22 protein-coding genes and 1 tRNA gene are annotated in these 22,593 nt (G+C 59.5%); 10 read left to right on the top strand and 13 right to left on the bottom strand.

The features are described from left to right. Positions 1-74: 74 nt before the first annotated feature. Both ACT5M9_RS03510 and ACT5M9_RS03505 read right to left on the bottom strand, forming a co-directional pair. The gene (locus tag ACT5M9_RS03510; RefSeq protein ID WP_457977895.1) at positions 75-1,154 is read right to left on the bottom strand and encodes an SGNH/GDSL hydrolase family protein; all 1,080 of its coding nucleotides are present in this window, start codon (positions 1,152-1,154) and stop codon (positions 75-77) included. Positions 1,155-1,382: 228 nt separating this feature from the next. Beyond that, entirely contained in the window at positions 1,383-1,922 is a 540-nt protein-coding gene (locus tag ACT5M9_RS03505) for a hydrolase (RefSeq protein ID WP_457977897.1), read from the bottom strand. Between the two features lie 301 nt (positions 1,923-2,223). Here ACT5M9_RS03505 and ACT5M9_RS03500 point away from each other — a divergent pair, with 301 nt between their 5' ends. Then, entirely contained in the window at positions 2,224-2,421 is a 198-nt protein-coding gene (locus ACT5M9_RS03500) for a hypothetical protein (protein ID WP_457977899.1), read from the top strand. Positions 2,422-2,496: 75 nt separating this feature from the next. On the opposite strand, the gene ACT5M9_RS03495 is transcribed toward ACT5M9_RS03500, so the two are convergent. Next, positions 2,497-3,231, bottom strand: coding sequence for an NYN domain-containing protein (locus ACT5M9_RS03495; protein WP_457977901.1), 735 nt, complete (start codon positions 3,229-3,231; stop codon positions 2,497-2,499). 352 nt (positions 3,232-3,583) lie between these two features. Here ACT5M9_RS03495 and ACT5M9_RS03490 point away from each other — a divergent pair, with 352 nt between their 5' ends. Further along, positions 3,584-4,405 carry a MetQ/NlpA family ABC transporter substrate-binding protein gene (locus ACT5M9_RS03490; RefSeq protein WP_457977903.1) on the top strand — a complete coding sequence of 274 codons (822 nt, stop codon included), beginning with the start codon at positions 3,584-3,586 and terminating at the stop codon, positions 4,403-4,405. A 76-nt stretch (positions 4,406-4,481) separates the two neighbouring features. On the opposite strand, the gene ACT5M9_RS03485 is transcribed toward ACT5M9_RS03490, so the two are convergent. After that, complete coding sequence (locus ACT5M9_RS03485) at positions 4,482-5,204, bottom strand: phosphatase PAP2 family protein (protein WP_457977904.1); 723 nt, start codon at positions 5,202-5,204, stop codon at positions 4,482-4,484. 300 nt (positions 5,205-5,504) lie between these two features. Here ACT5M9_RS03485 and ACT5M9_RS03480 point away from each other — a divergent pair, with 300 nt between their 5' ends. The 7 genes from ACT5M9_RS03480 (at position 5,505) to dedD (ending at position 14,329) form a co-directional block, all read left to right on the top strand. Further along, entirely contained in the window at positions 5,505-6,635 is a 1,131-nt protein-coding gene (locus tag ACT5M9_RS03480; RefSeq protein ID WP_457977906.1) for a 4-phosphoerythronate dehydrogenase, read from the top strand. A gap of 145 nt (positions 6,636-6,780) precedes the next feature. Beyond that, the gene (locus ACT5M9_RS03475) at positions 6,781-7,797 is read left to right on the top strand and encodes an aspartate-semialdehyde dehydrogenase (protein WP_457977908.1); all 1,017 of its coding nucleotides are present in this window, start codon (positions 6,781-6,783) and stop codon (positions 7,795-7,797) included. Between the two features lie 284 nt (positions 7,798-8,081). Next, positions 8,082-10,217, top strand: coding sequence for a FimV/HubP family polar landmark protein (locus ACT5M9_RS03470; protein ID WP_457977910.1), 2,136 nt, complete (start codon positions 8,082-8,084; stop codon positions 10,215-10,217). Between the two features lie 214 nt (positions 10,218-10,431). Beyond that, positions 10,432-11,241, top strand: a complete 810-nt coding sequence (gene truA, locus ACT5M9_RS03465; protein ID WP_457977912.1) for a tRNA pseudouridine(38-40) synthase TruA — start codon at positions 10,432-10,434, stop codon at positions 11,239-11,241. Positions 11,242-11,360: 119 nt separating this feature from the next. Beyond that, on the top strand, positions 11,361-12,224 hold the full coding sequence (gene accD, locus ACT5M9_RS03460; protein WP_457977914.1) for an acetyl-CoA carboxylase, carboxyltransferase subunit beta: 864 nt from the start codon (positions 11,361-11,363) through the stop codon (positions 12,222-12,224). A gap of 1 nt (position 12,225) precedes the next feature. Further along, positions 12,226-13,494 carry a bifunctional tetrahydrofolate synthase/dihydrofolate synthase gene (folC, locus tag ACT5M9_RS03455; RefSeq protein WP_457977916.1) on the top strand — a complete coding sequence of 423 codons (1,269 nt, stop codon included), beginning with the start codon at positions 12,226-12,228 and terminating at the stop codon, positions 13,492-13,494. A gap of 55 nt (positions 13,495-13,549) precedes the next feature. Continuing rightward, a complete protein-coding gene (dedD, locus tag ACT5M9_RS03450; protein ID WP_457977918.1) occupies positions 13,550-14,329 on the top strand; it encodes a cell division protein DedD in 780 nt (259 codons plus the stop codon). Between the two features lie 53 nt (positions 14,330-14,382). On the opposite strand, the gene ACT5M9_RS03445 is transcribed toward dedD, so the two are convergent. The 4 genes from ACT5M9_RS03445 to ACT5M9_RS03430 form a co-directional block, all read right to left on the bottom strand. Beyond that, the gene (locus ACT5M9_RS03445) at positions 14,383-14,727 is read right to left on the bottom strand and encodes a TusE/DsrC/DsvC family sulfur relay protein (RefSeq protein WP_438548552.1); all 345 of its coding nucleotides are present in this window, start codon (positions 14,725-14,727) and stop codon (positions 14,383-14,385) included. 25 nt (positions 14,728-14,752) lie between these two features. After that, positions 14,753-16,918 (bottom strand): YccS family putative transporter, encoded by a 2,166-nt coding sequence (yccS, locus tag ACT5M9_RS03440; RefSeq protein ID WP_457977920.1) that lies wholly within the window; start codon positions 16,916-16,918, stop codon positions 14,753-14,755. Beyond that, a complete protein-coding gene (locus ACT5M9_RS03435; RefSeq protein WP_438548550.1) occupies positions 16,908-17,096 on the bottom strand; it encodes a hypothetical protein in 189 nt (62 codons plus the stop codon). Before ACT5M9_RS03435 ends, yccS begins: the two co-directional genes overlap by 11 nt. Before the next feature lie 89 nt (positions 17,097-17,185). Then, entirely contained in the window at positions 17,186-17,842 is a 657-nt protein-coding gene (locus ACT5M9_RS03430; RefSeq protein WP_438548549.1) for a Bax inhibitor-1/YccA family protein, read from the bottom strand. Positions 17,843-18,026: 184 nt separating this feature from the next. Between ACT5M9_RS03430 and ACT5M9_RS03425 the strand changes: the two genes are divergently transcribed. Then, a tRNA-Ser gene (locus tag ACT5M9_RS03425) sits at positions 18,027-18,114 on the top strand. 322 nt (positions 18,115-18,436) lie between these two features. Here the strand turns inward: ACT5M9_RS03425 and ACT5M9_RS03420 are convergent. The 5 genes from ACT5M9_RS03420 to ACT5M9_RS03400 all read right to left on the bottom strand — a co-directional run bounded on the left by ACT5M9_RS03420 (position 18,437) and on the right by ACT5M9_RS03400 (position 22,591). Next, positions 18,437-19,366, bottom strand: coding sequence for a Kiwa anti-phage protein KwaB-like domain-containing protein (locus ACT5M9_RS03420; RefSeq protein WP_457977923.1), 930 nt, complete (start codon positions 19,364-19,366; stop codon positions 18,437-18,439). Then, on the bottom strand, positions 19,363-19,944 hold the full coding sequence (locus tag ACT5M9_RS03415; RefSeq protein ID WP_520395671.1) for a KwaA family protein: 582 nt from the start codon (positions 19,942-19,944) through the stop codon (positions 19,363-19,365). The genes ACT5M9_RS03420 and ACT5M9_RS03415 overlap by 4 nt, the downstream gene beginning before the upstream one ends. Before the next feature lie 234 nt (positions 19,945-20,178). Continuing rightward, the gene (gene darG / locus ACT5M9_RS03410; protein WP_457977926.1) at positions 20,179-21,285 is read right to left on the bottom strand and encodes a type II toxin-antitoxin system antitoxin DNA ADP-ribosyl glycohydrolase DarG; all 1,107 of its coding nucleotides are present in this window, start codon (positions 21,283-21,285) and stop codon (positions 20,179-20,181) included. Positions 21,286-21,293: 8 nt separating this feature from the next. Further along, entirely contained in the window at positions 21,294-21,878 is a 585-nt protein-coding gene (locus ACT5M9_RS03405) for a DUF4433 domain-containing protein (RefSeq protein WP_457977928.1), read from the bottom strand. A 368-nt stretch (positions 21,879-22,246) separates the two neighbouring features. Continuing rightward, complete coding sequence (locus ACT5M9_RS03400) at positions 22,247-22,591, bottom strand: type IV toxin-antitoxin system YeeU family antitoxin (RefSeq protein WP_457977930.1); 345 nt, start codon at positions 22,589-22,591, stop codon at positions 22,247-22,249. Positions 22,592-22,593 lie beyond the last annotated feature (2 nt).

The raw sequence follows: 22,593 nt of genomic DNA, 5'->3' as shown, positions 1-22,593 counted from the left end.
GTGTGAGCAGGCATTGAAGCGACAAAAACGGCGCCCTATGGCGCCGTTTTTTTATGATCACGACGGCGGCGTCCCTAGCGGGGCAGCAAGCCCTGGCTGCGGATCAGCCCCGCCAGGCTGGCGGCTATGCCCTGGTGCTCGGCGGCGGTGGGGTGCCAGAGGCAGCCTGAGTTCTCGGATCGCATCTGCTCGATGAGCACAGGGGGCTCCCCCAGCAGGGCGAGCTGTTGTTGAAGCCGGGCCAGGGTCTGGTTCAGCCTGTCATGGGGCCAGAGATATTGGCCCATGAGGATGATGGGAGGGCTGTCGTAGCGCTGGCGCAGATCCCGCAGCAACTCGACATAGCCATCTATCCAGGACTGCTGGAAGGCCTCCTGATCGGACCAGGGCTCATGGGGCTGCAGCTCCGAGCTGAAGTCATTGGTGCCGACTTCGACGACGATGAGCGCCGGGTGCTGGCTCTCGAAATCCGTGCCGCCCCGATAGACGGCGCCCGCCTTGTCCAGGTAGTGGGGCAGGGCGTGGTGGGGCTGATTGCCATCCCAGTTGCGCAGGAGCCCGAGTCCGGAGTAGGAGACCTGGCTATGGGTGGCGCCGAGCAGAGCCGCCGTCTTGGCGGGGAAGGCGAGCCTGGCGTTGGAGCTGTTGAGGTTCTCCTCCCAGCTGCAGTCGCGTTTGTTCGACTCGCTCCCCATGCCGGCGCTGATGGAATCGCCCACAAACAGCAGGTGGGGCTTCTGCTGCCACTGGCCGCTCACCGTGCCGTCCGTGATGAGGGCATCCAGGGTCAGCATGGCGTCATAGGTTTCGGTACGCTTGACGAGCTCGACCTGCATGGCGCGGGGGGCGGGCAGGCTCAGCAGGGGATAGGTGTGCATGCCCAGCCCCGTCTTGATGACGCCCTGCAACTGGCCGTCTATCAGCAGATCGAACTGGCTCTGCTGGCCGTCCATGGCGATGGCGAGCTCCCGTCCCTCGAAGCGAAACGAGAGCCGGGTCGCCGGCCAGTTGAGCCGCACGTCCTGGTTGGCCCAGTCACGCTGGATGCGCCCCTCGTAGTTCAGGCGATAGTCTGTCGCTTCGATGCGGGCGGCCTGAGCCTCGGCGGCCAGCCCCATGGCGGCGAACAGGAGGAGTCCTTTCACTGTCTTCATGCTGATCCCTGTGCTGTTGTGATGGTCGGCGGCAGGGAGCCCGGATGCGGTAGCCCGCGTCCAGCAAGGAGGCCGTCGGGGATCGGGTGTCATCGCTGCCATTTGGCGCTCAAAAATGGGCGCCGAATGAAGATAGATGGAGAGGTGCTGTGCATAAAAGCAGCATCATCAGGATCTGTGGGGGCCATCAAACTTTTTATTCGAAGATTAATAAGTGCTGAGTGGCCGTCATTTCACCAGGGCCAGGATCTCGCGAAACGCCGGGTGGCGGCAGTCCCCCACCAGCTCGTAGAGGCACATCTCCACCGAGGTGAGGGACGCGCCCCGCGCCGCCAGCTGGCCGATGGCGAGCGCCCGGTTGGCAGGGTCTCGGGATGAGACTGCATCGGTCACCAGCGACACCCGGGCGCCGCTGCCGAGCAGTCTCAGCACGCTCTGGTAGACGCAGATATGGGCCTCGATGCCGCACACCAGCCAGTGGTGGACGCCGGTTTCGGCCAGCGCCGCCGCCACCTGGGGCTCCCCCAGGGCGCCGAAGCTGAACTTGGGGAGCACAGGGCTGCCGGCTTGCAGTGGTTGCAGCTCGGGCACGGTGGCGCCGAGTTTGTCCGGGTTCTGCTCCAGCCAGACCACAGGCAACCCCAGTGCCTGGGCCCCCTGCACCAGCCGGGCCGTGTTGGCGATGAGCCGATCGCTCTCATCCACCAGCCGTGCCAGCTTGCCCTGAATATCGACCACCAGCAGGCCGGTGTGGTTGCGCTGCAACATATTGTCTCCTTGGTAAATAGCGGATGGGAGGCATTGTCACCATGCACTCCGTTGCCTCGTACATCTTGAAACACATCCGGCGCAGACGCGGACCCCGGGCGGCGTTAGGATGCGCGCCATGCAGACAGGGCCGGCTTGTTCACGCCGGTATCTTGGCCGGCCATCTGGCCGGTGGACCCCTCAATAACGGCCGCCTCCGAGCCGTTACTGATCATCAAATACAGGGCTGACTTTCAATCCATTAGCGGTAACCACTGCATTTCATGGCTTTGACGAGATTTCATTAACCATAGGTATCACCATGAAGAAAATAATACTGCTGTTGTCCGTTGCCACCATGATGGCCGGTTGTTCCAGCCCCGCCCAGCGCATGGCGGATTGCCAGGCCCAGGGGATCAGCAAGGATGCCTGTTACCTGGCGGAGCAGAATCGCCAGACCGCCCTCCTCGGCGCCGCCGAGAAGCAGGCCATGGAGAATGCCAGCAAGGCGGTCGAGTAACCGCCTCAGGCGAGCCGCCGTGCAGTTTTCAGGCCCCGCACTCCATGAGTGCGGGGCACTACTTTATTGATAACTTTACTTAGACTTATTCGGAAGTGTTGCCCGTTTTTTATCTCTAACCCACAGCACAGAGTTGTCTGTCTTTTTCATCTCAAATAAGTCAATTGCCATAAAAAGGTCACTTAGCTTCTTGAATCCATAATTACGCTGATCAAAAGATGCATGATTGGATATATGACTTCCGATAGGGCTTAGTCTCGCCCACCCACCACCTTCCTCAACTGCTTCAATCGCTTGTCTTAGTAAATTGATGAGACGAGTATCACTTTTAATATTTTTAGTTTGTTTGGTAATGGGTTGATCTTCAAGGACTTCATGAATATCAGCATCCAAATATAGAAAACGAGAGCAGCTGTTAACGAATGGTGTGGAAGCCTTACGCTCACCGAATCCAATGACAAACTTGCCATCCGCCAAGCAACGTGTGACTAGAGGGGTGAAGTCACAGTCTGATGAGACCAAGCAAATAACATCGACATCTTTGGTATAAAGCACATCCATGGCGTCAATTACCAATGCCATATCCGTGGCATTCTTCCCCTTCGCTAAATCAAATTGTTGTATCGGTTGTATAGCAAATTCATGCAGGGCATCTTCCCAAGGTTTAAGGCTTGGATTTTTCCAGTTCCCATATGCTTTTCGAATATTGACTACACCATAAAGGGCTAGCTCTGACAACACCTTACCTATTTTGCTTGCAGGTGCATTGTCGGCGTCAATGAATAATGCAATTTTCTCCTTTTCTTTCACACGACCTCCTGTCATTGGACTATCACAAAAATCAGGGTGCTCTCACGTTATGGTGCCACTTCAGCATCACATCCACACAATAGGAGCACTTGAATCACAAGTGGAGAAGAAAAAGCGCACGGCTGAGTGTCTTATCAAGTATTTTCCTGGCTCATGCCCCAGGGCAAGGGGGGCAGGCTTCCCCATCATCTGGGCAAGCTCATCCGGTTTTGTTGCTTGGCGAAGGGGAAAAGCTCTGCTATGGTGGCCTCAATTAGCCATTTGGATGGCTAGATGGTTGTGGCGAGTCTGCTTGCGTGGCAAAAACCGCAACCCACCACCGTTTCGATGATTATTTTGACAGGGAGTCCCCATGCAGCGTCGTACCTTTTTCACCCTTTCCGCCCTGGCCCTGCTGGCCGGCAGCCTGCCCTTCGCCGCCCTGGCCGCGGATCCCGCCAAACAGGATATCGTCATCGGCACCACGGTGGGGGATTTTGCCGACATGGTGATTGACTCCATCAAGCCGCAGCTGGAGGCCAAGGGCTACAAGGTGAAACTGGTGGAGTTCACCGACTACGTGACCCCCAACATCGCCCTGGCGGACGGTTCGCTCGATGTGAACTGCTTCCAGCACAAGCCCTATCTGGAGAGCTTTGCCAAGGACAGGGGTCTGTCGCTTAGCCCCATCACCCAGGTGCCGACCGGCCCCATGGGGCTCTATTCCGGCAAGAAGGGCAAGCTCGCCGAGGTGGGCGAGGGCAGCACGGTGGCCATCCCGAATGACCCCACCAACCAGGCGCGGGCCCTGCTGATGCTGCAGGATCTCGGTTGGCTGACCTTGAAGGAGGGCATCAATCCCCTCAAGGCGAGCGAGTTCGACGTGGTGAAGAATCCCCACGAGATCAAGCTGGTGTTGCTGGAGGCGGCGCAGCTGCCCCGCTCCCGGGAAGACGTGGATTTCTCCGTCATCAACGGCAACTTCGCCGCCTCCAGTGGCATTCCGTTCAGCGAGGGGCTCTTCCTCGAACGCAGCTACGACTTCATCAACTGGGTGGTGGTGAAGAGCGCCGATGCGGGCAAGCCGTTTGCCAAGGACGTGATCGACGCCTACAACTCCCCGGCGTTCAAGACCTATGCGGAGCAGCGCTTCAAGGGTTACAAATACCCGGAAGGCTGGCAGAACAAGGGCTGATAGCCCGCACAGCGGATAAAAAAACGGGCACCCTGGGGTGCCCGTTCTCATTGGTGCGCGGCGTTCAGTTCGCTTGTCAGTAGCGATGCAGCCACCAGCGGGCCCCCAGCAGGGCGGTGAGGCTGCCGAGCAGGGCGCTGGCCAGCACATCCAGCGGCCAGTGCATGCCGATCAGGGTGCGCGACAGGCCGATGGCCACCGCCCAGAGGGGCAGCAACCAGGCGCCGGCCGGAGCCCGCGCCAGCCAGATCAGACCGAAGAACTGGGCGAGGCTGATGGCGGCGATGCTGTGACCTGAGGGGAAGGCGTAGTTCACCCCTCCCTGCCAGTGGTTGCCGAGCCAGGCTGGTAGCGCCAGCAACTGGCTGGCGGCGTGGACCTGTTCGGTGCGAAGGGCGCTGCTGCCCTCGTAGAACTGGTGGATGTCGGGGATGAGGTGCTGACCCGCCAGCCAGAGCAGATAAGGGCGTGGCTCCTCGGTGAGCTGTTTGATGAGGCTCTTGATGAGCCAGTCTCCCGCCAATACGGCGAACAGGGCGGCGCACAGGGCCAAGAGGGCGGGCAGGCTTAGCGTCAGCTTGTGTCGGGTCAGCAGCACCAGCCCCAGGATGCTGATGGCGAGGCCGGGGACGTCCACCATGCGAGAGAGGGCATAGGGCCACCAGAGCCAGGCGGACTGCAGGGCATCGCTCAGGAAGGGATGCCAGGGCAGGCAGGCCAGCAGCGTCAGTGGCAGGATCAGGGCTGCGCTGAAAATCAATACCTGGTTGCGCGGTAGCGAAGAGGAAGATGTCGGCATCATCGGGCTCATATGGGGGGCGGCTTGGCAGCCACCGGAAAAGAGGCGTCATTGTGCCAGCCAGACCCCCGAGGTCAAGGCGTCAGGGGCGACCAACAACATGCGGTTACAATTGCGTGGCGCAGGTTGCGCGCCCGAAAGTGGATGCGGGCCTGGAGTCTGGGGATGAGCCAGGCGGTGGATGGAGAAGGGGTCACGGTGGCGGGCGAGCCTGAATAAGCCTCTGAAACTCGGGGCGCTTTGCGCTAGAATGGCGCCTCTGTGGCCGGTCGTGGGCCATCGCGCTCATAAGAGAAACTGATGAAAATCGTTGTTGATGAAAATATGCCCCATGCAAGGGAGCTGTTTGCGGAGTTTGGCGAGGTGATCCCCCTGCCCGGACGACAGATCTCGGCGGCGGATCTGCAGGATGCGGACGTGCTGCTGGTGCGCTCCGTGACCCGGGTGGATGCCGCCTTGCTCGCCAATTGCCCCAGACTCGGCTTCGTCGGCACCGCCACCATAGGTCGGGATCACGTGGACAGCGCCCTGCTGGCCGCCTGGGGCATTCCCTTCTTCAGCGCTCCCGGCTGCAACAAGTACTCGGTGGGGGACTATGTGATCTCCGCCCTGCTGGTGCTGGCGGAGCGCTATGAGCTGAATTTGAGCGGGATGAGCCTCGCCGTCATCGGCGCCGGCAACACCGGCGAGTGCGTGGCGGGCAAGGCCGAGGCGCTTGGCATGCGAGTGCTGCGCTGCGATCCTCCCCGTGCTCGCGCAGCCAGTGCGGACGAGGCGGCCCATTTCGTCGACTATCAGACGGCCCTGGGGGCCGACATCGTCAGCTTCCACGTGCCCATCACCCACAGCGGCCCGGACGCCACCTTCCACCTGCTGGGGGAGAGGGAGATCGCGACCCTGCCTGCGGGCAAGTTCCTCATCAACGCCGCCCGTGGCGAGGTGTGGGACAACCAGGCCCTGCTCGCCCGCCAGCAAAGCGACAAGCCGCTGCGGCTGGTGATGGACGTGTGGGAAGGGGAGCCCCATCCGCTCGCCGCCTTGGTGCCCCATACCGAGATCGCGACCCCGCATATCGCGGGTTACAGCCTGGAGGGCAAGGCCCGCGGCACCTGGATGCTCTATCAGGCGCTCTGCCAGCAGCTGGGGCGCGTGCCGCGCCAGGATCTGCAAGCCTTGCTGCCCGTCCCCGAGGTGCGTGAATTGACGCCCGGGGTGGCGACGGATCAGGCATTGATCAAGCAGCTGGTTCACCTCATCTATGACGTGCGCCGGGACGATGCCCGTTTTCGCAATCGCCTCCACCAGGCCGGCAGCTTCGATGAGCAGCGCAAGCAATACCCGGAGCGGCGGGAATTCTCGTCCCTGCGCCTCAAGGGGCCCTTCGCCGGCGAGGCCCTGGCCCGCCTCGGTTTCGTCATCCAGCCCGACTAGTTCGGGCGTCATGAATACATGCGGGCGGGCCTCTTTGCGGGGCCCGCCCTCGCTGGGTTCGGCGCCATGCCAAACTCGTTATCGGGCAGACCCGTCTGCCACAGGGTGATGCCAGTGCGTCACCGGACCATTTAGAGGAGAGAACATGAGTCAGCAATTCAACGTAGCGGTATTGGGCGCGAGCGGCGCCGTGGGTGAAGCCATGATCGAGATCCTGGAGGAGCGTGCCTTCCCGGTGGCGACCCTCTACCCGCTGGCTTCCAGCCGCAGCGCCGGCGATACCGTGCGCTTCGGTGGCAAGAACGTCGAGATCCTGGACGTGGAAGCGTTTGACTGGAGCCAGGTGCAGATAGCACTCTTCTCCGCCGGCGCCGAAGTCTCCGCCAAGTGGGCACCGATTGCCGCCGAGCACGGCTGCATCGTCATCGACAATACCTCCTGCTTCCGTTACGACGAAGACGTTCCCCTGGTGATCCCCGAGGTGAACCCGGACGCCCTGGCGGATTTTCGCAACCGCAACATCATCGCCAACCCGAACTGTTCCACCATCCAGATGCTGGTGGCCCTGAAGCCCCTGCAAGATGAGGTGGGCATCGCCCGCATCAACGTGGCGACCTACCAGTCCGTCTCCGGCTCCGGCAAGGAGGGGGTGAGCGAGCTGGCGGGCCAGACCGCCCATCTGCTGAACGGCCGCCCGGTGGAGCCCAGCCTCTACCCCCAGCAGATCGCCTTCAACCTCATTCCGCAGATCGACGCCTTCACCGACAACGGTTACACCCGGGAAGAGATGAAGATGGTGTGGGAGACCCAGAAGATCCTGGGGGATGCCAGCATCGCCGTGAACCCCACCTGCGTGCGGGTGCCGGTCTTCTACGGCCACGCCGAGGCGGTCCACGTCGAGCTGCACCAGCCCCTGGACGCCGAGCAGGTCAAGGATCTGCTGCGCAATGCGCCGGGCGTGACCCTGTTCGATGACGACGCCGACTACCCGACCCCGGTGCGTGACGCTACCGGCAAGGATGAGGTGCTGGTGGGACGGGTGCGCCAGGATATTTCTCATCCCAGCGGTATCAATATGTGGATCGTGGCCGATAACGTTCGTAAGGGCGCGGCGACCAACAGCGTGCAGATTGCCGAACTGCTGGTGCGCGACTACCTCTGAGCCCCTGAATGACCCGGGGTGGGGAAGGCGTCTCACCCCGTGGGCCTGTCGGCAGCAAGGTCCCGGCCGGGACTGACGGCGCCGACGAGAAATTTGATAATGTGGCGTGAGATCAGTGGATTAAGCTTTTTTCTAGCCGGATGCCAGTGCACTGGCACGAGTTGAGCGCTAAATGTGTCGGATCGCTGGCTTGAGGCCCGCGCCTGATTTATATTGAGCCGATTGTTTTGGGGTAACTATCCAGATTTTTCAATGTGATAGGGCCGTCATACGAAGGAACGAACATGGGACACTCCCGCATAACGCTGGCAACGCTACTGGCATTGGGTCTTCTGGGCACGGTTCAGGCCGACGAAGGGGGACGCGAGCCTTTCTTCGTCGAGCTCAAGGGCCCGGATGGTACGCCGCCCCCCGCGGTGCAACCACAGCCCCAGGCCCAGCCGGTCGCCCCCGTCACCTTGCCCAAGGTGCAGCCCATCGTCCGTCAGGTGCCGGGCACCCAGGCTGGCAGCTATGGCCCTGTCCGTTCCACCGATACCCTCTGGAGCCTGGCGAGCAAGCACAGACCCTCCAACCGGGTGACCGTCTACCAGACCATGGTGGCGATCTACGACAAGAATCCCCGCAGTTTCGCCGATGGCAACATCAACCACATCCTGGTGGGGTCCCGCATCCTGCTGCCCACGGCGGCCGAGGCAAACCGCATCACGGATGCCGAGGCCCGTCGCCGCTTCAACAGCGACAACGCCAGCTGGAAGGGGCTGAGTCCCAAATACCTGGCCAGCAAGCAGGCCGAGGCCGCCAAGCCTCAGACCAAGGTCGTCGCCGCGCCCGTCAAGGCTCCGGTGGCCAAGGCCGCCCCCATTCCGGCGGCGCCCAAGGTGACTCCGCCAGTGGCGAGCGAAGCGAAGGAGGTCGCCAAGACCGCCGAGCCGGTCGCGAGTCCGGTGAGTGCGGCCGCCGGCACGGCGCCGGCCCCGCTGCCCGCCGACGTGGCGGCACCGGTCGGCAAGCCGTCCACCGAGATGGCGCTGGCGCTGGAAGATGCCAACGCCCAGCTCGGCCAGGTCACCGAGATGAACCACAGGCTCAAGCTGCGTCTGCAGTCCCTGACCGAAGAGGTGGAGACCCTCAAGGCCCAGCTGCAGGATCAGACCGCACTGCAAAAAGAGGTGGCCGAGCTCAAGGCCAAGCCGGTGCCCCCCGTGGTGGTCCCAGAACCCAAACAGAACTGGGTGATGGAGCTGCTCGCCTCACCGCTGAACCTCGCCATGATCATCCTGCTGCCCGTGCTGCTGGTGCTGGCGCTGGTGACGCTCTGGCTGCGGGCCCGTGCCCGGCGCGAGCTGGAAGAGCAGGAGAAGAGCCTCTCCGAATCCACCTCCATGGTGATGGGGGACGAGAGCAGCGAGTTCGATCAGCTGATGACGGTGGGCATCGCTGACGACGAGCCCATGCGCCCCATACCGGATCGCAACGGACCGGAGAGCGCTCTGGAGGAGGGTCAGAGCAAGAATGATGTCATCTTCAGCGATGACGGCGAGCTGGCCCTCTCCGCCTTCGATGTGGAGCCCGCCGTGACCACGGCGAACCGGGATCCGGATCTGGTACCCGAACTGGATCTGGCCCATGAGGGGGGCTTCGACATCGAGTCCGAGCCGGATCTCGACCTCTCCCGGGAGTTCGACAAGCCCAAGGGTGCCCGCGATGAGATCATGACTGAAGAGGAGCTGCAGGCGGCCCTCTTTGCCGAGCTGGACGCGGATCTCGACGCCGATCTGGCCAAGGAGTCCGCAGCGCCGAGTCGCCGGGACGACGAGCTGGCCAACTTCGACCTGAGCGATTTCGAGTCTGCCTTCGACGAGCCCGCCGATAAGGCGCCGGCGGCGCAGAACGACGCCGGAGCTTATGGCAAGAGCGACGTGGACGACATGCTGGCGGAGCTCGGCCTCGAGCCCGAGCCCAAGCAGGCCCCCGATCAGGCACTCGATCAGACAAGCAAGCAGGACACCTGGGATCCCAACGAGCTGGCCCTCGCCGATTTCGAGGATGCCTTCACCGAGGTGGAATCCCATCCGGCGCCGAGCGAGGTGAAGCCCCGCGAGCAGGCCCAGGCGAACGACTACGTCGAGATCGACAAGCTCCTGGCCGAGGCCAACGCCAGCAGCACCGAGCAGGAGCCTTATCAGGGCTTCTCCCTGGACGTGGGGCTGGACGGTTTCCCCGAGGTGCTGCCGGAGTCCACCGGCTTCGATGTGGATGCGGACGATGGCGGTGTGGGGGCCAAGCTGGATCTGGCTCGCGCCTACCTCGAGATCGACGACAAGGAGAGCGCCCGTGAGCTGCTGCAGGAGGCCGCGGCCCAGGGCAGCGAACACCAGCGCAACGAGGCAGAGAAGCTGCTCAAGCGCCTGGGATAAGCCGAACCACGGATATGAAGGCAGCCTGCGGGCTGCCTTTTTGTTTCACTGGCAGCTTGGCAGCTTGGCAGCCTGGCCGTCTGCGGATATCGGCGTGCCGTCGGCGAAGGCACCAGCCCTGAGCAGCCCGGGGTGCGAGTTTGGGACTTTTGTGCCAAGCGGGTATAATCCGCCCCGTTTCTTTCATCCTTTCCCCATAAGACAAGTTTCATCCATGCGAATCGCCCTAGGTATTGAATATGACGGCAGCCGGTACTTCGGCTGGCAGCGTCAGCGAGAAGTGATCAGCGTCCAGGAAGAGCTGGAAAAAGCCATCAGCCGCATCGCCAACCACCCTGTGTCCATCCAGTGTGCCGGCCGTACCGATGCCGGGGTCCACGCCACCGGCCAGGTGATCCACTTCGATACCGAGTCCAATCGCGCCGAGTCCGCCTGGACCCTGGGGCTCAACTCCAACCTGCCGCCGGACATCGGCGTGCGCTGGGTCAAGGAGGTGGACGAGACGTTCCACGCCCGCTTCAGCGCCACCGCCCGTCGCTACCGCTACGTCATCTACAACCACAACTATCGTCCGGCCATCCTCGGCAGCGGCGTCAGCCACTACCACGAGACCATAGACGCGGCGCTGATGCACCAGGCGGGCCAGAGCCTCATCGGGGAGCACGACTTCAGTACCTTCCGGGCCATCGCCTGTCAGTCCAACACCCCCTGGCGCAACGTGACGCACCTGTGCGTGAGCCGCCAGGGCCCCTATATAGTGCTGGATATCCGCGCCAACGCCTTCTTGCACCACATGGTGCGCAACATCACCGGCTCCCTGTTGCTGGTGGGGCAGGGGCTCCAACCGGTGGAGTGGATCGCCGAGGTGCTGGCCCAGAAGGATCGCAACCTGGCCGGACCCACCGCCAAGGCGGGGGGGCTCTATCTGGTGGACGTGGATTACCCGGATGAGTTCGGTCTGCCCCGGCTGCCCCTCGGCCCGCTCTGGCTGCCGGACTCGGCACCGGGTACGACCAGTTTTTAGTAACTGGGCCCGAAAATTTGTGGTTTAATGACCCGTTATTTATTGCCATCGAGCCCTTAAGTCATTGAACAACCAAGGCCCGATGTGTTTTGTCAGGCACAAAAGCATTAAGGAATTCCATGAGCTGGCTTGAGAAGATCCTTCCCAAGAGCAAGATCACGACACCCCGTCGTCACAACATCCCGGAAGGGGTGTGGACCAAGTGCACGTCTTGCGAACAGGTACTCTACCGGGCAGAACTGGAGCGCAATCTCGAAGTGTGCCCCAAGTGTGATCATCATATGCGGATTAGTGCCCGCGCCCGTCTCGAGAGCTTCCTCGACGTCGAAGGCCGCAGTGAAGTGGCTGCCGAGCTGGAGCCGCAGGACATCTTGAAATTCAAGGATTCCAAGCGCTACAAGGATCGTTTGTCTGCCGCTCAGAAAGAGACGGGAGAAAAAGATGCGCTGGTGGTGATGAAGGGGACCCTCAAGGGGGTGCCGATCGTCGCCTGTTCGTTCGAGTTCTCCTTCATCGGGGGCTCCATGTCCTCCGTGGTCGGTGCCCGCTTCGTGCGTGCCGTTGAGGAGAGCATCAAGGAAGGCCGCGGCCTGGTCTGCTTCTCCACTTCCGGTGGGGCGCGTATGCAGGAAGCCCTGTTCTCCCTGATGCAGATGGCCAAGACCAGTGCGGCGCTGGACAGGCTGACCAAGGCTGGTCTGCCGTTCATCTCCGTGCTGACCGACCCCACCATGGGTGGCGTCTCCGCGAGTCTCGCCATGCTGGGTGACATCAACGTGGGCGAGCCCAAGGCACTGATCGGCTTCGCCGGCCCCCGCGTCATCGAGCAGACAGTGCGCGAGAAGCTGCCGGAAGGCTTCCAGCGCTCCGAGTTCCTGCTGGAGAAGGGCGCCATCGATCTCATCATCGATCGCCGCGAGATGCGCAACCGCCTGGCCGGCCTGCTGGCCAAGCTGATGAACACTCAAGTCATCGAAGAGTAAGATGAGTTCACAGATGCAATCTTCCCAAAGCCGGTCGCTCAGCGACTGGCTTTCTTATTTGGAGCAGATCCACCCGGTCAATATCGACATGGGGCTGGATCGGGTCGGGGTCGTCGCCCGTCGCATGGGGCTCACCGAGCTGCCGTTCAAGGTGATCACGGTGGCGGGCACCAATGGCAAGGGATCCTCCTGCGCCATGGCCGCCAGCATACTGATGGCCGCCGGTTACAAGGTGGGGGTCTACTCCTCGCCGCACCTGCTGCGCTTTACCGAGCGGGTGCGCATCGACGGTGTCGAGCTCTCCGATAGCGCGCACTGCGAGGCCTTCACCGCGGTGGAAGCTGCCCGCGCCGAGATAGCGCTCACCTTCTTCGAATTCGCGACCCTGGCCGGGCTCTGGCTGTTCCGGCGCGCCGCGCCGGCCGTGCTCTTGCTGGAAGTGGGGCTGGGCGGCCGCCTCGATGCCACCAATGTGGTGGAGTCCGATGTCGCCATGATCACCTCCATCGCGCTGGATCACTGCGACTGGCTCGGGGATACCCGGGAAGCGGTGGCGGTGGAGAAGGCCGGCGTCTATCGCAAGGCCAAGCCCGCCATCAGCGGCGAGCCGAACCCGCCCGCCACCATCGCCAGCGAAGCGCAGCGCCTCGGTGCCAGCTTGCGCCAGGTCGGCATCGATTTTCATGGGGAAGAGCACGAGACCGCCTGGGATTATCATGGCCTGCACCACTGGCTCGGCCTGCCGAAGCCTGCCCTGCCGCTGATGAACGCGGTGACAGTTATGGCGGCGTTGGAGTCCCTGGGGCTGCCATTGCCGGACGCCGCCATTCGGCAGGGGCTGGCGGATGCCCGATTGGCGGGGCGGATGCAACGCCTGCAAAGCGACCCTCTGGTCATCGTCGATGTGGCCCACAACCCGCACTCGGCGGCCTATCTCGCGAGCCAGCTGCGCCAGATCCCCTGCCGAGGAGAACGGCGCGCCGTGGTCGGCATGCTCAAAGACAAGGACATGGCGGGTTCGCTTGCGGAACTCGATGGACTTATCGATGCGTGGTATCTCGCGAGCCTGCACGGCCCCCGCGCCGCCACCTCGGCCCAGCTCGCGACCGCACTATTAGTTGCAACGCCGGGCGAGCAGGGTCAGGCCGTACAGTTCGAGTCGGTGACCGAGGCTTATGAGGCAGCGCTGGCCGCTTCGAGTCCTGATGATATGGTCATTGTGTTCGGCTCGTTTTACACTGTCGCCGAGGTGTTGGCGACGCGTGCTTGAGTCGCTTTCCACTCTTGTTCGCATCATCGATTAAGCAATATGGGTAGGACTTAACTTGGCTTCGAAGTTTCAAAACAGATTGGTGGGGACCGTCATCCTGGTCGCCCTGGTGGTCATCTTTCTGCCGGATCTGATGGACGGCAACAAGTTGGAGCAAAAGGACGAGGCGTTCGCCAACATCCCGCTGCGCCCCGAGCTCGAGCCGGCCAAGCCCGAGCTGCAGGTCTCGGCCGCGAGCACCTTGCCTGCCGAACATCTGGCGAGCCAGCAACAGGCCTCTGCCGCCCAGCAGTGGCAGGTGGAGGAGATAGGCAATACGGTCACCCTGGCGAACAACGGTCAGCAGCCGCAGCAGCCGGCCACTGCGCCGACAACCCAGCCTGTGACGCAACCTGCGGTTCAACCCAAGCCTCAGCCCAAACCCGAGGTGGTGGCCCAGAAACCGGTGGAGCAGCCCAAACCCAAACCTGTGCCCCCCAAGCCGGTGGAGGTGAAAAAGCCTGAGCCGAGCAAGCCCCAGGTTGGCCAGATCAAGACCATGGACGATCTCATCGCGAGCAAGATGACTACGCCGGCTCCTGCCGTCGCCCCGGCCCAGGGCAGCTGGATCCTGCAGCTCGGCGCCTTCAAGAACGCAGAGAGCGTCAATGCCCTGGTGAGCAAGCTGCGGGCTGCCGGCTACTCGGCCCAGACTTCGCCGAGAACCCCGGTACAGGGTCAGATCACCCGGGTCTTCATCGGACCGGATGTCTCCAAGGCCAGGCTGCAGGGCATGCAGAGCAAGATAAGCCAGATGACCGGGCTCGGTGGCTCTGTGGTGGCCTACAACCCCTGAGGCTGACCCCTTCATCTGCAATAAAAAAACCGCGCCTTGGCGCGGTTTTTTTATTAGATGCATTTCACCGGTTTTGGCAGGCCGGCGATCTTGGTGGCCTGCTTGGCGGGCCCTTCGGGGAACAGTTTGTAGAGATAGCGGCTGTTGCCCTTCTCGGGGCCGTACTGCTTCTCCATCGCCTTGACCAGGGCGCGGATGGCGGGGGAGGTGTTGAACTCCAGATAGAAGGCCCGCACGAAGCGCACCACTTCCCAATGGGGCTCCTCCAGCACTATGCCCTCCCGCTCGGCCAGCACCAGCGCCAGCGCCTCGCTCCACTCCTCGCTGTGGCGCAGATAGCCCTTGGCATCGGTTTCTATGGTTTGGCCGTTGAATTCCAGCTGATGATGCTCAGACATAGGGGGCTCCTCGCGAAGGGGGGGATCAGGATTGGGCGGGCATGGTAGCGCCTTGTCCCTGTGTGAGCAACCGGCTCTGGTTGGCCAGAGCCAGCAACTCGTCCGCCAGCTCGCTGATGAGGGTGAGCTGCTGGGTCAGCATCAACTGCTCCTCGCTGCTGTCCGGGGCAAGCTCCGGGCACTGCCCCTCCAGCCGCGCCGGCATCTCCCCCGCCAGATGACCGGCGGCCCGTTCCAGGGTGTGGCTGATGTGGCGGCCGATCTCGTCGAGCCCAGAGATGGCTTCCAGCTTGTCGCGATGGGCGCCGAGGGCCGAGATGTAGGAGAGCAGGGCGTGGTTGCGCCAGGTGAGGGTGAAGCAGAGATCGAGGAAGCGGCGGCGCTTGCTCGGCTCCACCAGCATGCTCTGCCAGGCCATGGCGAGCTCGCTGTCGGCGAGGTGGGCGCACTTGCGGGCGACCCGATAGTCGAGGGATTCGTCCCGCTGACGGTGCAGGCTGGCGAGCACCGCCGAGAGGTAGCGGGCGTTGGCGGACAGAGAGTTGGCGATGAGGCTCGGCAGCCGCTTGTACTGCCAGTCCGGCCAGAGCCAGGCCACCAGCGCATAGGAGAGCAGGCAGCCGAGCAGGGTGTCGAGCAGACGGGGCCCCAGGATGGCGAAGCCGATGCCGTCCAGCAGGTTGAAGGCCATCAGCACATAGAGGGTGATGAAGCAGACGGCGGCGCTGTAGTTGCTGCGCACCTGGGTGAAGAACAGGAAGGCGGCGAGCCCCATGATCCCCAGTTGCAGGTGCAGCTCGGGGAAGAGCCAGAGCACGGGCACGCCGATGAGGATGCCGGCGAAGGTGCCGAGCATGCGCTGCACCAGCCGGCGGCGGGTGGCGCTGTAGCTGGGCTGGCAGACGAACAGCACCGTCAGCAGGATCCAGTAGCCCTTGTCCAGCTGGAACGCCTGCAGTATGCCGTAACCCACCACCAGGCCGAGGGACAACCGAAGGGCGTGGCGAAACACCATGGAGTTAGGGGTCAGGTGTTGCTTGAACAGGGCCAGCAGCGGTAAGGGGGCCGGGTTGGCGAGGGCGGGCAGATCCGCGGGAGGCAAGGCCGGATTTTGCAGATCCTCGGCACTGGTCAGCAGCTGGTTGATGCTGGCGAGGTTGCGACGCAGGAACTTCATCGGCGTCAGCAATGTCTTGGGATAGTGCTGCTTGAGGTGGGTGAACTCCAGCTGATCGCCGAGGGCCTCCAGGGTCCAGTGGATGCGCTTGTGATGGACGTAGGGCTTGTGCACCAGGATGGCGTAGCCGAGCTGCTGACACGCCTCGGAGAGCTGCAGGAACACCTCCTGGAAGCCGTCCAGCACTATGCCCTGCTTGAGTTCGGCCTCCAGCTTGCTGTAGGGGTAGTGGCTGGAGGTGGCGCGTTCCTGGATCTCCAGCGCCAGCAGGTAGAGCCGCAGCAGGCTGGCGAGCTCGGGGGCCACCTGATGACGACGGCCTGAGCGGGCATTCAACCGAGCGTTGAGGGCTGTCTTGGTCAGGTTCAGGGCGCTGACCAGGTTGATGTTGAGCTGGGCCAGGTTGTGGCGAATGGCCTGGGCGCCGTGTTCGTCAGCCGGGAAGAAGCGGGATTTCTCCAGCAGATAGCGGGCCAGGGCGAAATAGCTCTGGGCGAGCTGCTCGTGCAGGGTCTTGTAGGGCAGCAGCCAGAGCCAGACGAGGGAGACCAGCCCGTACCAGAGGGCCCCAGCGCCCAGCGCCAGGGGTTGGTAGAAGAGATCCGGCGCCTTGGCGGCTCCCAGCATGGTGTAGATGGCGATCAGCAGGGAGCCGAAGCTGATGGTGGCGTAGCGCTGCCCGAGCGCCCCCACCATCACGAAGATGAAGGTGGAACCCGCGAGCCCCAGGGCAAACAGCCAGGGGGTGGGGAAGAGATACTGCACGCACAGGGAGGCGAACAGGAAGCACACCAGCGTCATGGCGAGGTTCTTCACCCGGCCCCAGAGGCTGTCGTCGGTCTCGGCGATGGCGCCGGCCACCACCCCGAGGGAGAGCAGCACGGTGAGCTGGATGTCACCCTGCACCAGGGCGAAGGCGAGCAGCCCCAGGATGGCCAGCAGCACCTTGAGGGCGAAGTAGATATGGCTGTCAGACAGCAGGCGGCGCAGCAGGCCGGCGAGATCAATGGGCATGGGGGAGGCTGTCCTCGTGCGCCTTGTTATCGACAGGGTGAGCAATCATTGAGTGGTGCAGCAGACTGGCAAAATCCATGGACATGGGACAGGTGAAACCCTTGAGCGAATCGAAAGCGAGAGCATAGCCGGTTGGCCACGAAAGAGCCCTGATCCAAATCAGGGCCGGGTTCTTCATGCCGGTTCATTGACTACGCCTTCACCCTAGCAGGGGCGGCGGACAATAAAAACCCCGCCGAAGCGGGGTTTTCCGTACAGCGAACCAGATTAGTTGCGGTTGCCGCCGAGCAGGCTCAGCAGGCTCAGGAAGATGTTGTAGATGGAGACATACAGGGTCACGGTGGCGGAGATGTAGTTGGTCTCGCCGCCGCGCACTATCTGCTGGGTGGTCAGCAGGATGGCGCCGGAGGAGAACAGCATGAACATGGCGGACAGGGCCAGGCTCAGGGCGCTCATCTGCAGGAAGATGTTGGCGACCATGGCCACCAGCAGCACCCAGAAACCGACGAACAGCATGCCGCCGAGGAAGGAGAGATCCCGCTTGGTGGTCAGGGCATAGGCCGACAGACCGAAGAAGGTCAGGGCGGTGCCGCCGAGGGCGGTCATCACGATCTCGCCGCCGCCGTTGTTCATGTACATGTTGATGATGGGGCCCAGGCTATAGCCCAGCAGGCCGGTCAGGGCGAAGGTGAAGACCAGCCCCATGCCGTTGTCACGGTTCTTCTCGGTCAGGAACATCAGACCGTATACGCCGATGAGGAAGATGGCCCAGTGCAGGGGCGGCATGTTCATCACGGTCGCGATCCCGGCCACCACGGCGGAGAAGCCAAGAGTGAGGGAGAGCAGCATATAGGTGTTGCGCAGCACCTTGTTGGTGTCGCGCACGGCACCCTGGGTGCCAGTGTAGATAGAACGGGTATCCATCTTGATGTCCTCTTGATTTCCGGGTTGAGGCGGCAGATTCCGCTTCGTTAACGCATTGTATGCACTGAATGTGTGGATGACGAGCGCTGATTTCAAGCGGCCCTCCAACCAGTTGTAGCTTATTGTTCCAGAACAAATATGTATTGCATATGAACAAGGGCCTGACGTAGTATGCACGCCGTTCGGAGGGGTGGCAGAGCGGCTGAATGCACCGGTCTTGAAAACCGGCGATGGGCGACCATCCGTGGGTTCAAATCCCACCCCCTCCGCCATCTATATAGCCCAACTGATTGATTCAGTTGGGTTTTTTTTGTGTCTGCAATTTTTGGTATGCCAGCGAGTATGCCATTAGGTGTTGGCTGCCCTACCCCTTGATAGCACTCCTTTGGACAGGTCATTGCCACGACCCCCTTCAAGTTACCTATAACAAGAGAGGGCCATTGGCCCTCTCTTGTTATCTGTTTTATTGTGGAGTCATGACGGGCTTAGGGCTGGTAACCTTCGAGTAATACCGGCACACTTTGCTCGATAAGGCTCAAAAGCTATTCGATCAACTCCAGGGCTAGTAGAATGGCGTATCGGTCATCTGCTTGGTTAAACTACGGGGGTGGTTGATGGTACATCGTATTGATTGTCAGAAAGTTCCGAACGTAGTCGGTGGTCGAGTAGGATGTGCAAAATATCACGCATCTTTTCTGGGGTTGCCTCAATTCTCCCCTGTTCGTCAAACTGGATACCCCAACCCCGTAGCGTATTGATTTCACGAAGACGAGTCATGTAATTGAGATTGTTGTAGTAACCCCGAGCCTTGACTACAGCCATTCGACGCAAATGCGTAGCATTCTTGCCGATGAAGGCATCAAACACCGCCAAATTAGCTATAGCCGCTGAAAATCCGGGCTCTTGTTTCAGAGCTACGTACGCTTCTTCGTAAGTGTCATTGTGACTCAAAAGGGATTCAAATGCAGGCTTGTTTGTTATGAACACGTTCTCGCCTACTACAAAAAAATCAAAGCTGCGAGCAATGCTAAATGACGGACTCTCCATAATATCGAGTCCAGCCTCAGTGAAGAAGATGTTCATCATCCCCTTTTTTTTCCGGGTAGCCCAGTCTGCATTTGCTTTTTTAACGCAGTAGATTACTGATTCACCGTGGCGTAGACGAAGTACATATCCAGCGGCATTATTCAGCTGTTTCACATTTTTAACCAAGCATTCCTCTAAGGGTTGGTTAATTAACCCTTGGAGATTGGGAAACAGAGTCGCTTCGCGAGAGACTGCAAGGAAGCCACCTTCACTCGGCTGACTCAGTAGGTTATATTCCTCAGCAATCGTATGACTAGTTTGGTAGCTTGAAGCCAGCTCTTTTAGCTGGACTCTCAAAGTATCACTCATTACTACAGATACGGCTGTAAAGGGGTTCATTTTCTCAGTCGCAGGCCGTTTCTTAAAAATCCAAAGCGATGCGATTGCCTGAGTGACATCGAAAGCCGTAAAGGCTTGCAGATCTTGTGTTACAGTCATTTTTCTCCCCGATATAAAACATAAATTCCATGTACCAAGCAGGATTCAAGGTGATCGCCTGACTTGACCTGTTCTTTGGAAAGTGCCTTTACACAGCGTTTATTCCCCTCGGTCACGATGTTCAGTTCGAACAATTGCCAACCAGCAACCAACAAGACGGGGTTCATTAGGATTTGCCCAGATCGGTAAGTGATGACAAACATCAACACGATGAAGAGCAAAAATCCGAAAAATTTTCCATCTATACCTAAATCGAGGCCCATGAAGGAAACGACGTAAGGGAAAACGTAGTTGATGAGATCGTTCGGGACTGACTTCGAATCAACAACCTCAAGATTCGAGTACCCTGACAGGTTCTTCATTAAAACCATGAAGACGATGAGACTTAACGCACAAATCCCAAGTAGGCCTAGTACCCTATCGGGATTTGTCAGCTCAGGAAGATAGCAAGAGGAAATCTCCGAGATCCTGCAAACAGAAGCCTTCCACGAAGATTCCTTAATATCTTGAATCAGCAAAATTAGACTCAGTGGAAAGTAAGAGCCAAGAAACAAGATTAGTGCGGGAAATAGGCGCATTTGCATATAAAAAACTCTGTACCTTTATGTTCTAGCCTGAAACATTTTTCGCTGCTCTGTGCTGTACAAGGCGGCAGCTACACTTACCGTGACCAAGCATACACACATGTTTGAGACATTATCATATCGTCAAGTATCAAGCGGTGCTGTGAACAGGATCGATTAAACGAGAAACCAAAAGAGAAGGGCCTTAGTCAAGCGAGCTAAGGCCCATTAGTGGAACGACGGGGGTTGTTATTCTATTACGAGTTCAGCACTGTGTTGTAGACGCATCCAGTTCAATATTTCAAGGTTGCGGATAGTGCCAGCAAGTGCCAAGCGTTTATCCTCTTTGTTCCAGGATTTCTTCCACTCCAGCACATAACGATAGATATCTGCTTCTGATACTTCACTCGCGTGGCCTTGTTGCTTTAACTGGCGCGCAGCATATAGCACAGTCGCTACCTCCTCTGCCTGCTCGGTGGATTTGATTCTGCTAAATAGGTCAACGGTCTTAACGATTTTACGTCGATAGCCGTTTAGCACATCCGCATAGGTCTCACGAAACTCGACATAAGCAGGACCGACACGAATGGCGGTCATGCGTCCTAGCGTCTGCTCTTCGATGAGGTTGGTATTAGCAAAGACTTTCACTGCCTCTTGTAGCTGTTCAGAGAAAGGGCCATAACTGGCCTGCTGAAAGGTAAAGCCAGTGTTAACTCCCTGCTCGGTCAGGATGTAGGCGATTTTCTGGAAAATCGTTCTACCAACTGGGTTGGCATAAGGCTGCTTTGTAAGTTCATCTACGACCTCTAACAGTGTTAACCATTCTGGGTTTAGTCGCTGTTGCTGTCGTCCTTTGATATTGTCAGTAGTAATAGATTGCTGGAGAAATGCTGTAGTAAGTTGTTCTTGTGGCGTGCCGTAAGGAGCGTAAATCTCGACAGTGATATTCAACGTTGAGAGCTTCTGATACATGATCGGGCCGACTACCGCCCAGTCAAGGCCTCCGTTGCCACAACCTAGGGGAGGGATAGCAAGCGATTGAATGCCCCATTGTGGTACATGTGCAAGCAGGTAATCGAGTCCATTTACCACATCTGTGAGTCTGGATGTAGATCGCCAGTGGCCTTTAGTTGGGAAGTTAATAACTGATGTACCCAGTATATCCTGATAAAGATAGGGCTCACCCAGTTTGACTTCTTTGGCTGCACAGCGGGCTGCATAGTCGCTGAACATCTTTGGGAAACGTTTTTTGAATTCGCTAGCGACACCTTTTCCCATCACTCCTACACAGTTAACTGCGTTAACGATGGTGCTCGAACGGGTCTCAAAGATGTCGCCAATCATTACTTCGACCATGACGTGCCTCAATAGAAAAACAGATCGGGATTGATAGTTATCGGCAGACTAAAGCCCGTCGCTTGAAGCGAAGACTTCGCGGTATCATTCACCACGTAAGCCCCGATAATCAGAGATTGAGGAACACTGTACGGAACTAATACTTCTGCGCACTTTGCAGCCTTCTGTTGAAAATAGGTGATCTGGTCATCGCTCCTCCAATCTTGGGCATACACCCTGTCAAGATTCAGAGAGGCTAACTGCTGTGGGCTCAAAAAACGAACATAGGTACTGGATGCGTTTTGGTCAGCTATCACGACGCTAGCGACCGCTAGTACATTCCTAGATACTTTCAAGACACACAACTGCTCTGCTTGGCCCTTTCGCAGATACATCATAGGATTTCGAGCATGAAAGTAGAGATTAGCGTATTGATGTAGCTTCAATCCTCTAGGAATCTGTACTAAGTCGCGCCGATCTTGCACTGCCTGCATGGCCACCGACGTATGGGGTAACGCAGCAGCTCTTTCATAGGAGAGTATACCGTGTTGCATAACAGAGCTGATGTTACAGATGGGGACAATGCAGTGCAGTTCAGTAACGCGTTGGGGCATAGTTTTGTTTCCTCAGACTGGGGGATATATATTTCAACTTATTCAATGGCTTGAGAAGAAGATGGCATTCTGAGTAAAAAACGGATGACCTCCTTAGACCTCTCTCGCGAGCCACATAGCAGCCAGTTTATCCAAGTGAATCTTGCCCCTTCTATGCGTAACGTCATGGTTGGCAGCTATTATAAATTTCGGGTATGTAGCTGCAACTAATGCTGTAAAAACGTAAAAACAAATGGAGGGCCACAAATTGGTCTTCCCCACGACCTACACACTTATCACGGTCGAATAGGTAGCGAAATGTTACCACAGTCGGATGTGAGGTCACGACCCCGCACCGTGCCAGCCGTAGGGTCAATCACGAGATAGACTTAACCCTGGCTGCCCAGGGTATCGGCTTCGCAGGTAAATTCATTGTGCTGGATGGTGATGCGCTGTTGGCGTCGGGTATCGAGCTCACCGGTCAGCAGTTTGCTTTCCAGTTCCTTGATTATGGACGGGAAAACCGCTTCAAGCTGGTCGATAGCCACCTCTTCCCATTCACCTACCAGTGAAGCCCGGTCTGACAGAAAGTGCAGGCGATGATGATCCTGGATGAGACGAGCGCCAAAGCGCGGTGTAACGGTATGGGGCAAGCCCCACTGTGCAAAAATCCGGGTGGGCTGGCCTGGTGTTGCGGGTTGTTGGTTATTGAGGTTGGTGGTTGTCGTGGTCATGA

Source organism: Aeromonas sp. AE23HZ002T15, from assembly GCF_054165525.2.
This window is presented reverse-complemented; position numbering and strand designations above follow the sequence as displayed.

What these genes read in the sequence shown, in the direction of transcription:
- ACT5M9_RS03510 (WP_457977895.1), bottom strand. Translation starts at nt 1,154, where the DNA reads ATGAAGACAGTGAAAGGACTCCTCCTGTTCGCCGCCATGGGGCTGGCC.
- ACT5M9_RS03505 (WP_457977897.1), bottom strand. Translation starts at nt 1,922, where the DNA reads ATGTTGCAGCGCAACCACACCGGCCTGCTGGTGGTCGATATTCAGGGC.
- ACT5M9_RS03500 (WP_457977899.1), top strand. Translation starts at nt 2,224, where the DNA reads ATGAAGAAAATAATACTGCTGTTGTCCGTTGCCACCATGATGGCCGGT.
- ACT5M9_RS03490 (WP_457977903.1), top strand. Translation starts at nt 3,584, where the DNA reads ATGCAGCGTCGTACCTTTTTCACCCTTTCCGCCCTGGCCCTGCTGGCC.
- ACT5M9_RS03485 (WP_457977904.1), bottom strand. Translation starts at nt 5,204, where the DNA reads ATGCCGACATCTTCCTCTTCGCTACCGCGCAACCAGGTATTGATTTTC.
- ACT5M9_RS03480 (WP_457977906.1), top strand. Translation starts at nt 5,505, where the DNA reads ATGAAAATCGTTGTTGATGAAAATATGCCCCATGCAAGGGAGCTGTTT.
- ACT5M9_RS03475 (WP_457977908.1), top strand. Translation starts at nt 6,781, where the DNA reads ATGAGTCAGCAATTCAACGTAGCGGTATTGGGCGCGAGCGGCGCCGTG.
- ACT5M9_RS03470 (WP_457977910.1), top strand. Translation starts at nt 8,082, where the DNA reads ATGGGACACTCCCGCATAACGCTGGCAACGCTACTGGCATTGGGTCTT.
- truA (WP_457977912.1), top strand. Translation starts at nt 10,432, where the DNA reads ATGCGAATCGCCCTAGGTATTGAATATGACGGCAGCCGGTACTTCGGC.
- accD (WP_457977914.1), top strand. Translation starts at nt 11,361, where the DNA reads ATGAGCTGGCTTGAGAAGATCCTTCCCAAGAGCAAGATCACGACACCC.
- folC (WP_457977916.1), top strand. Translation starts at nt 12,226, where the DNA reads ATGAGTTCACAGATGCAATCTTCCCAAAGCCGGTCGCTCAGCGACTGG.
- ACT5M9_RS03445 (WP_438548552.1), bottom strand. Translation starts at nt 14,727, where the DNA reads ATGTCTGAGCATCATCAGCTGGAATTCAACGGCCAAACCATAGAAACC.
- yccS (WP_457977920.1), bottom strand. Translation starts at nt 16,918, where the DNA reads ATGCCCATTGATCTCGCCGGCCTGCTGCGCCGCCTGCTGTCTGACAGC.
- ACT5M9_RS03435 (WP_438548550.1), bottom strand. Translation starts at nt 17,096, where the DNA reads ATGAAGAACCCGGCCCTGATTTGGATCAGGGCTCTTTCGTGGCCAACC.
- ACT5M9_RS03430 (WP_438548549.1), bottom strand. Translation starts at nt 17,842, where the DNA reads ATGGATACCCGTTCTATCTACACTGGCACCCAGGGTGCCGTGCGCGAC.
- ACT5M9_RS03420 (WP_457977923.1), bottom strand. Translation starts at nt 19,366, where the DNA reads ATGACTGTAACACAAGATCTGCAAGCCTTTACGGCTTTCGATGTCACT.
- ACT5M9_RS03415 (WP_520395671.1), bottom strand. Translation starts at nt 19,944, where the DNA reads ATGCGCCTATTTCCCGCACTAATCTTGTTTCTTGGCTCTTACTTTCCA.
- darG (WP_457977926.1), bottom strand. Translation starts at nt 21,285, where the DNA reads ATGGTCGAAGTAATGATTGGCGACATCTTTGAGACCCGTTCGAGCACC.
- ACT5M9_RS03405 (WP_457977928.1), bottom strand. Translation starts at nt 21,878, where the DNA reads ATGCCCCAACGCGTTACTGAACTGCACTGCATTGTCCCCATCTGTAAC.
- ACT5M9_RS03400 (WP_457977930.1), bottom strand. Translation starts at nt 22,591, where the DNA reads ATGACCACGACAACCACCAACCTCAATAACCAACAACCCGCAACACCA.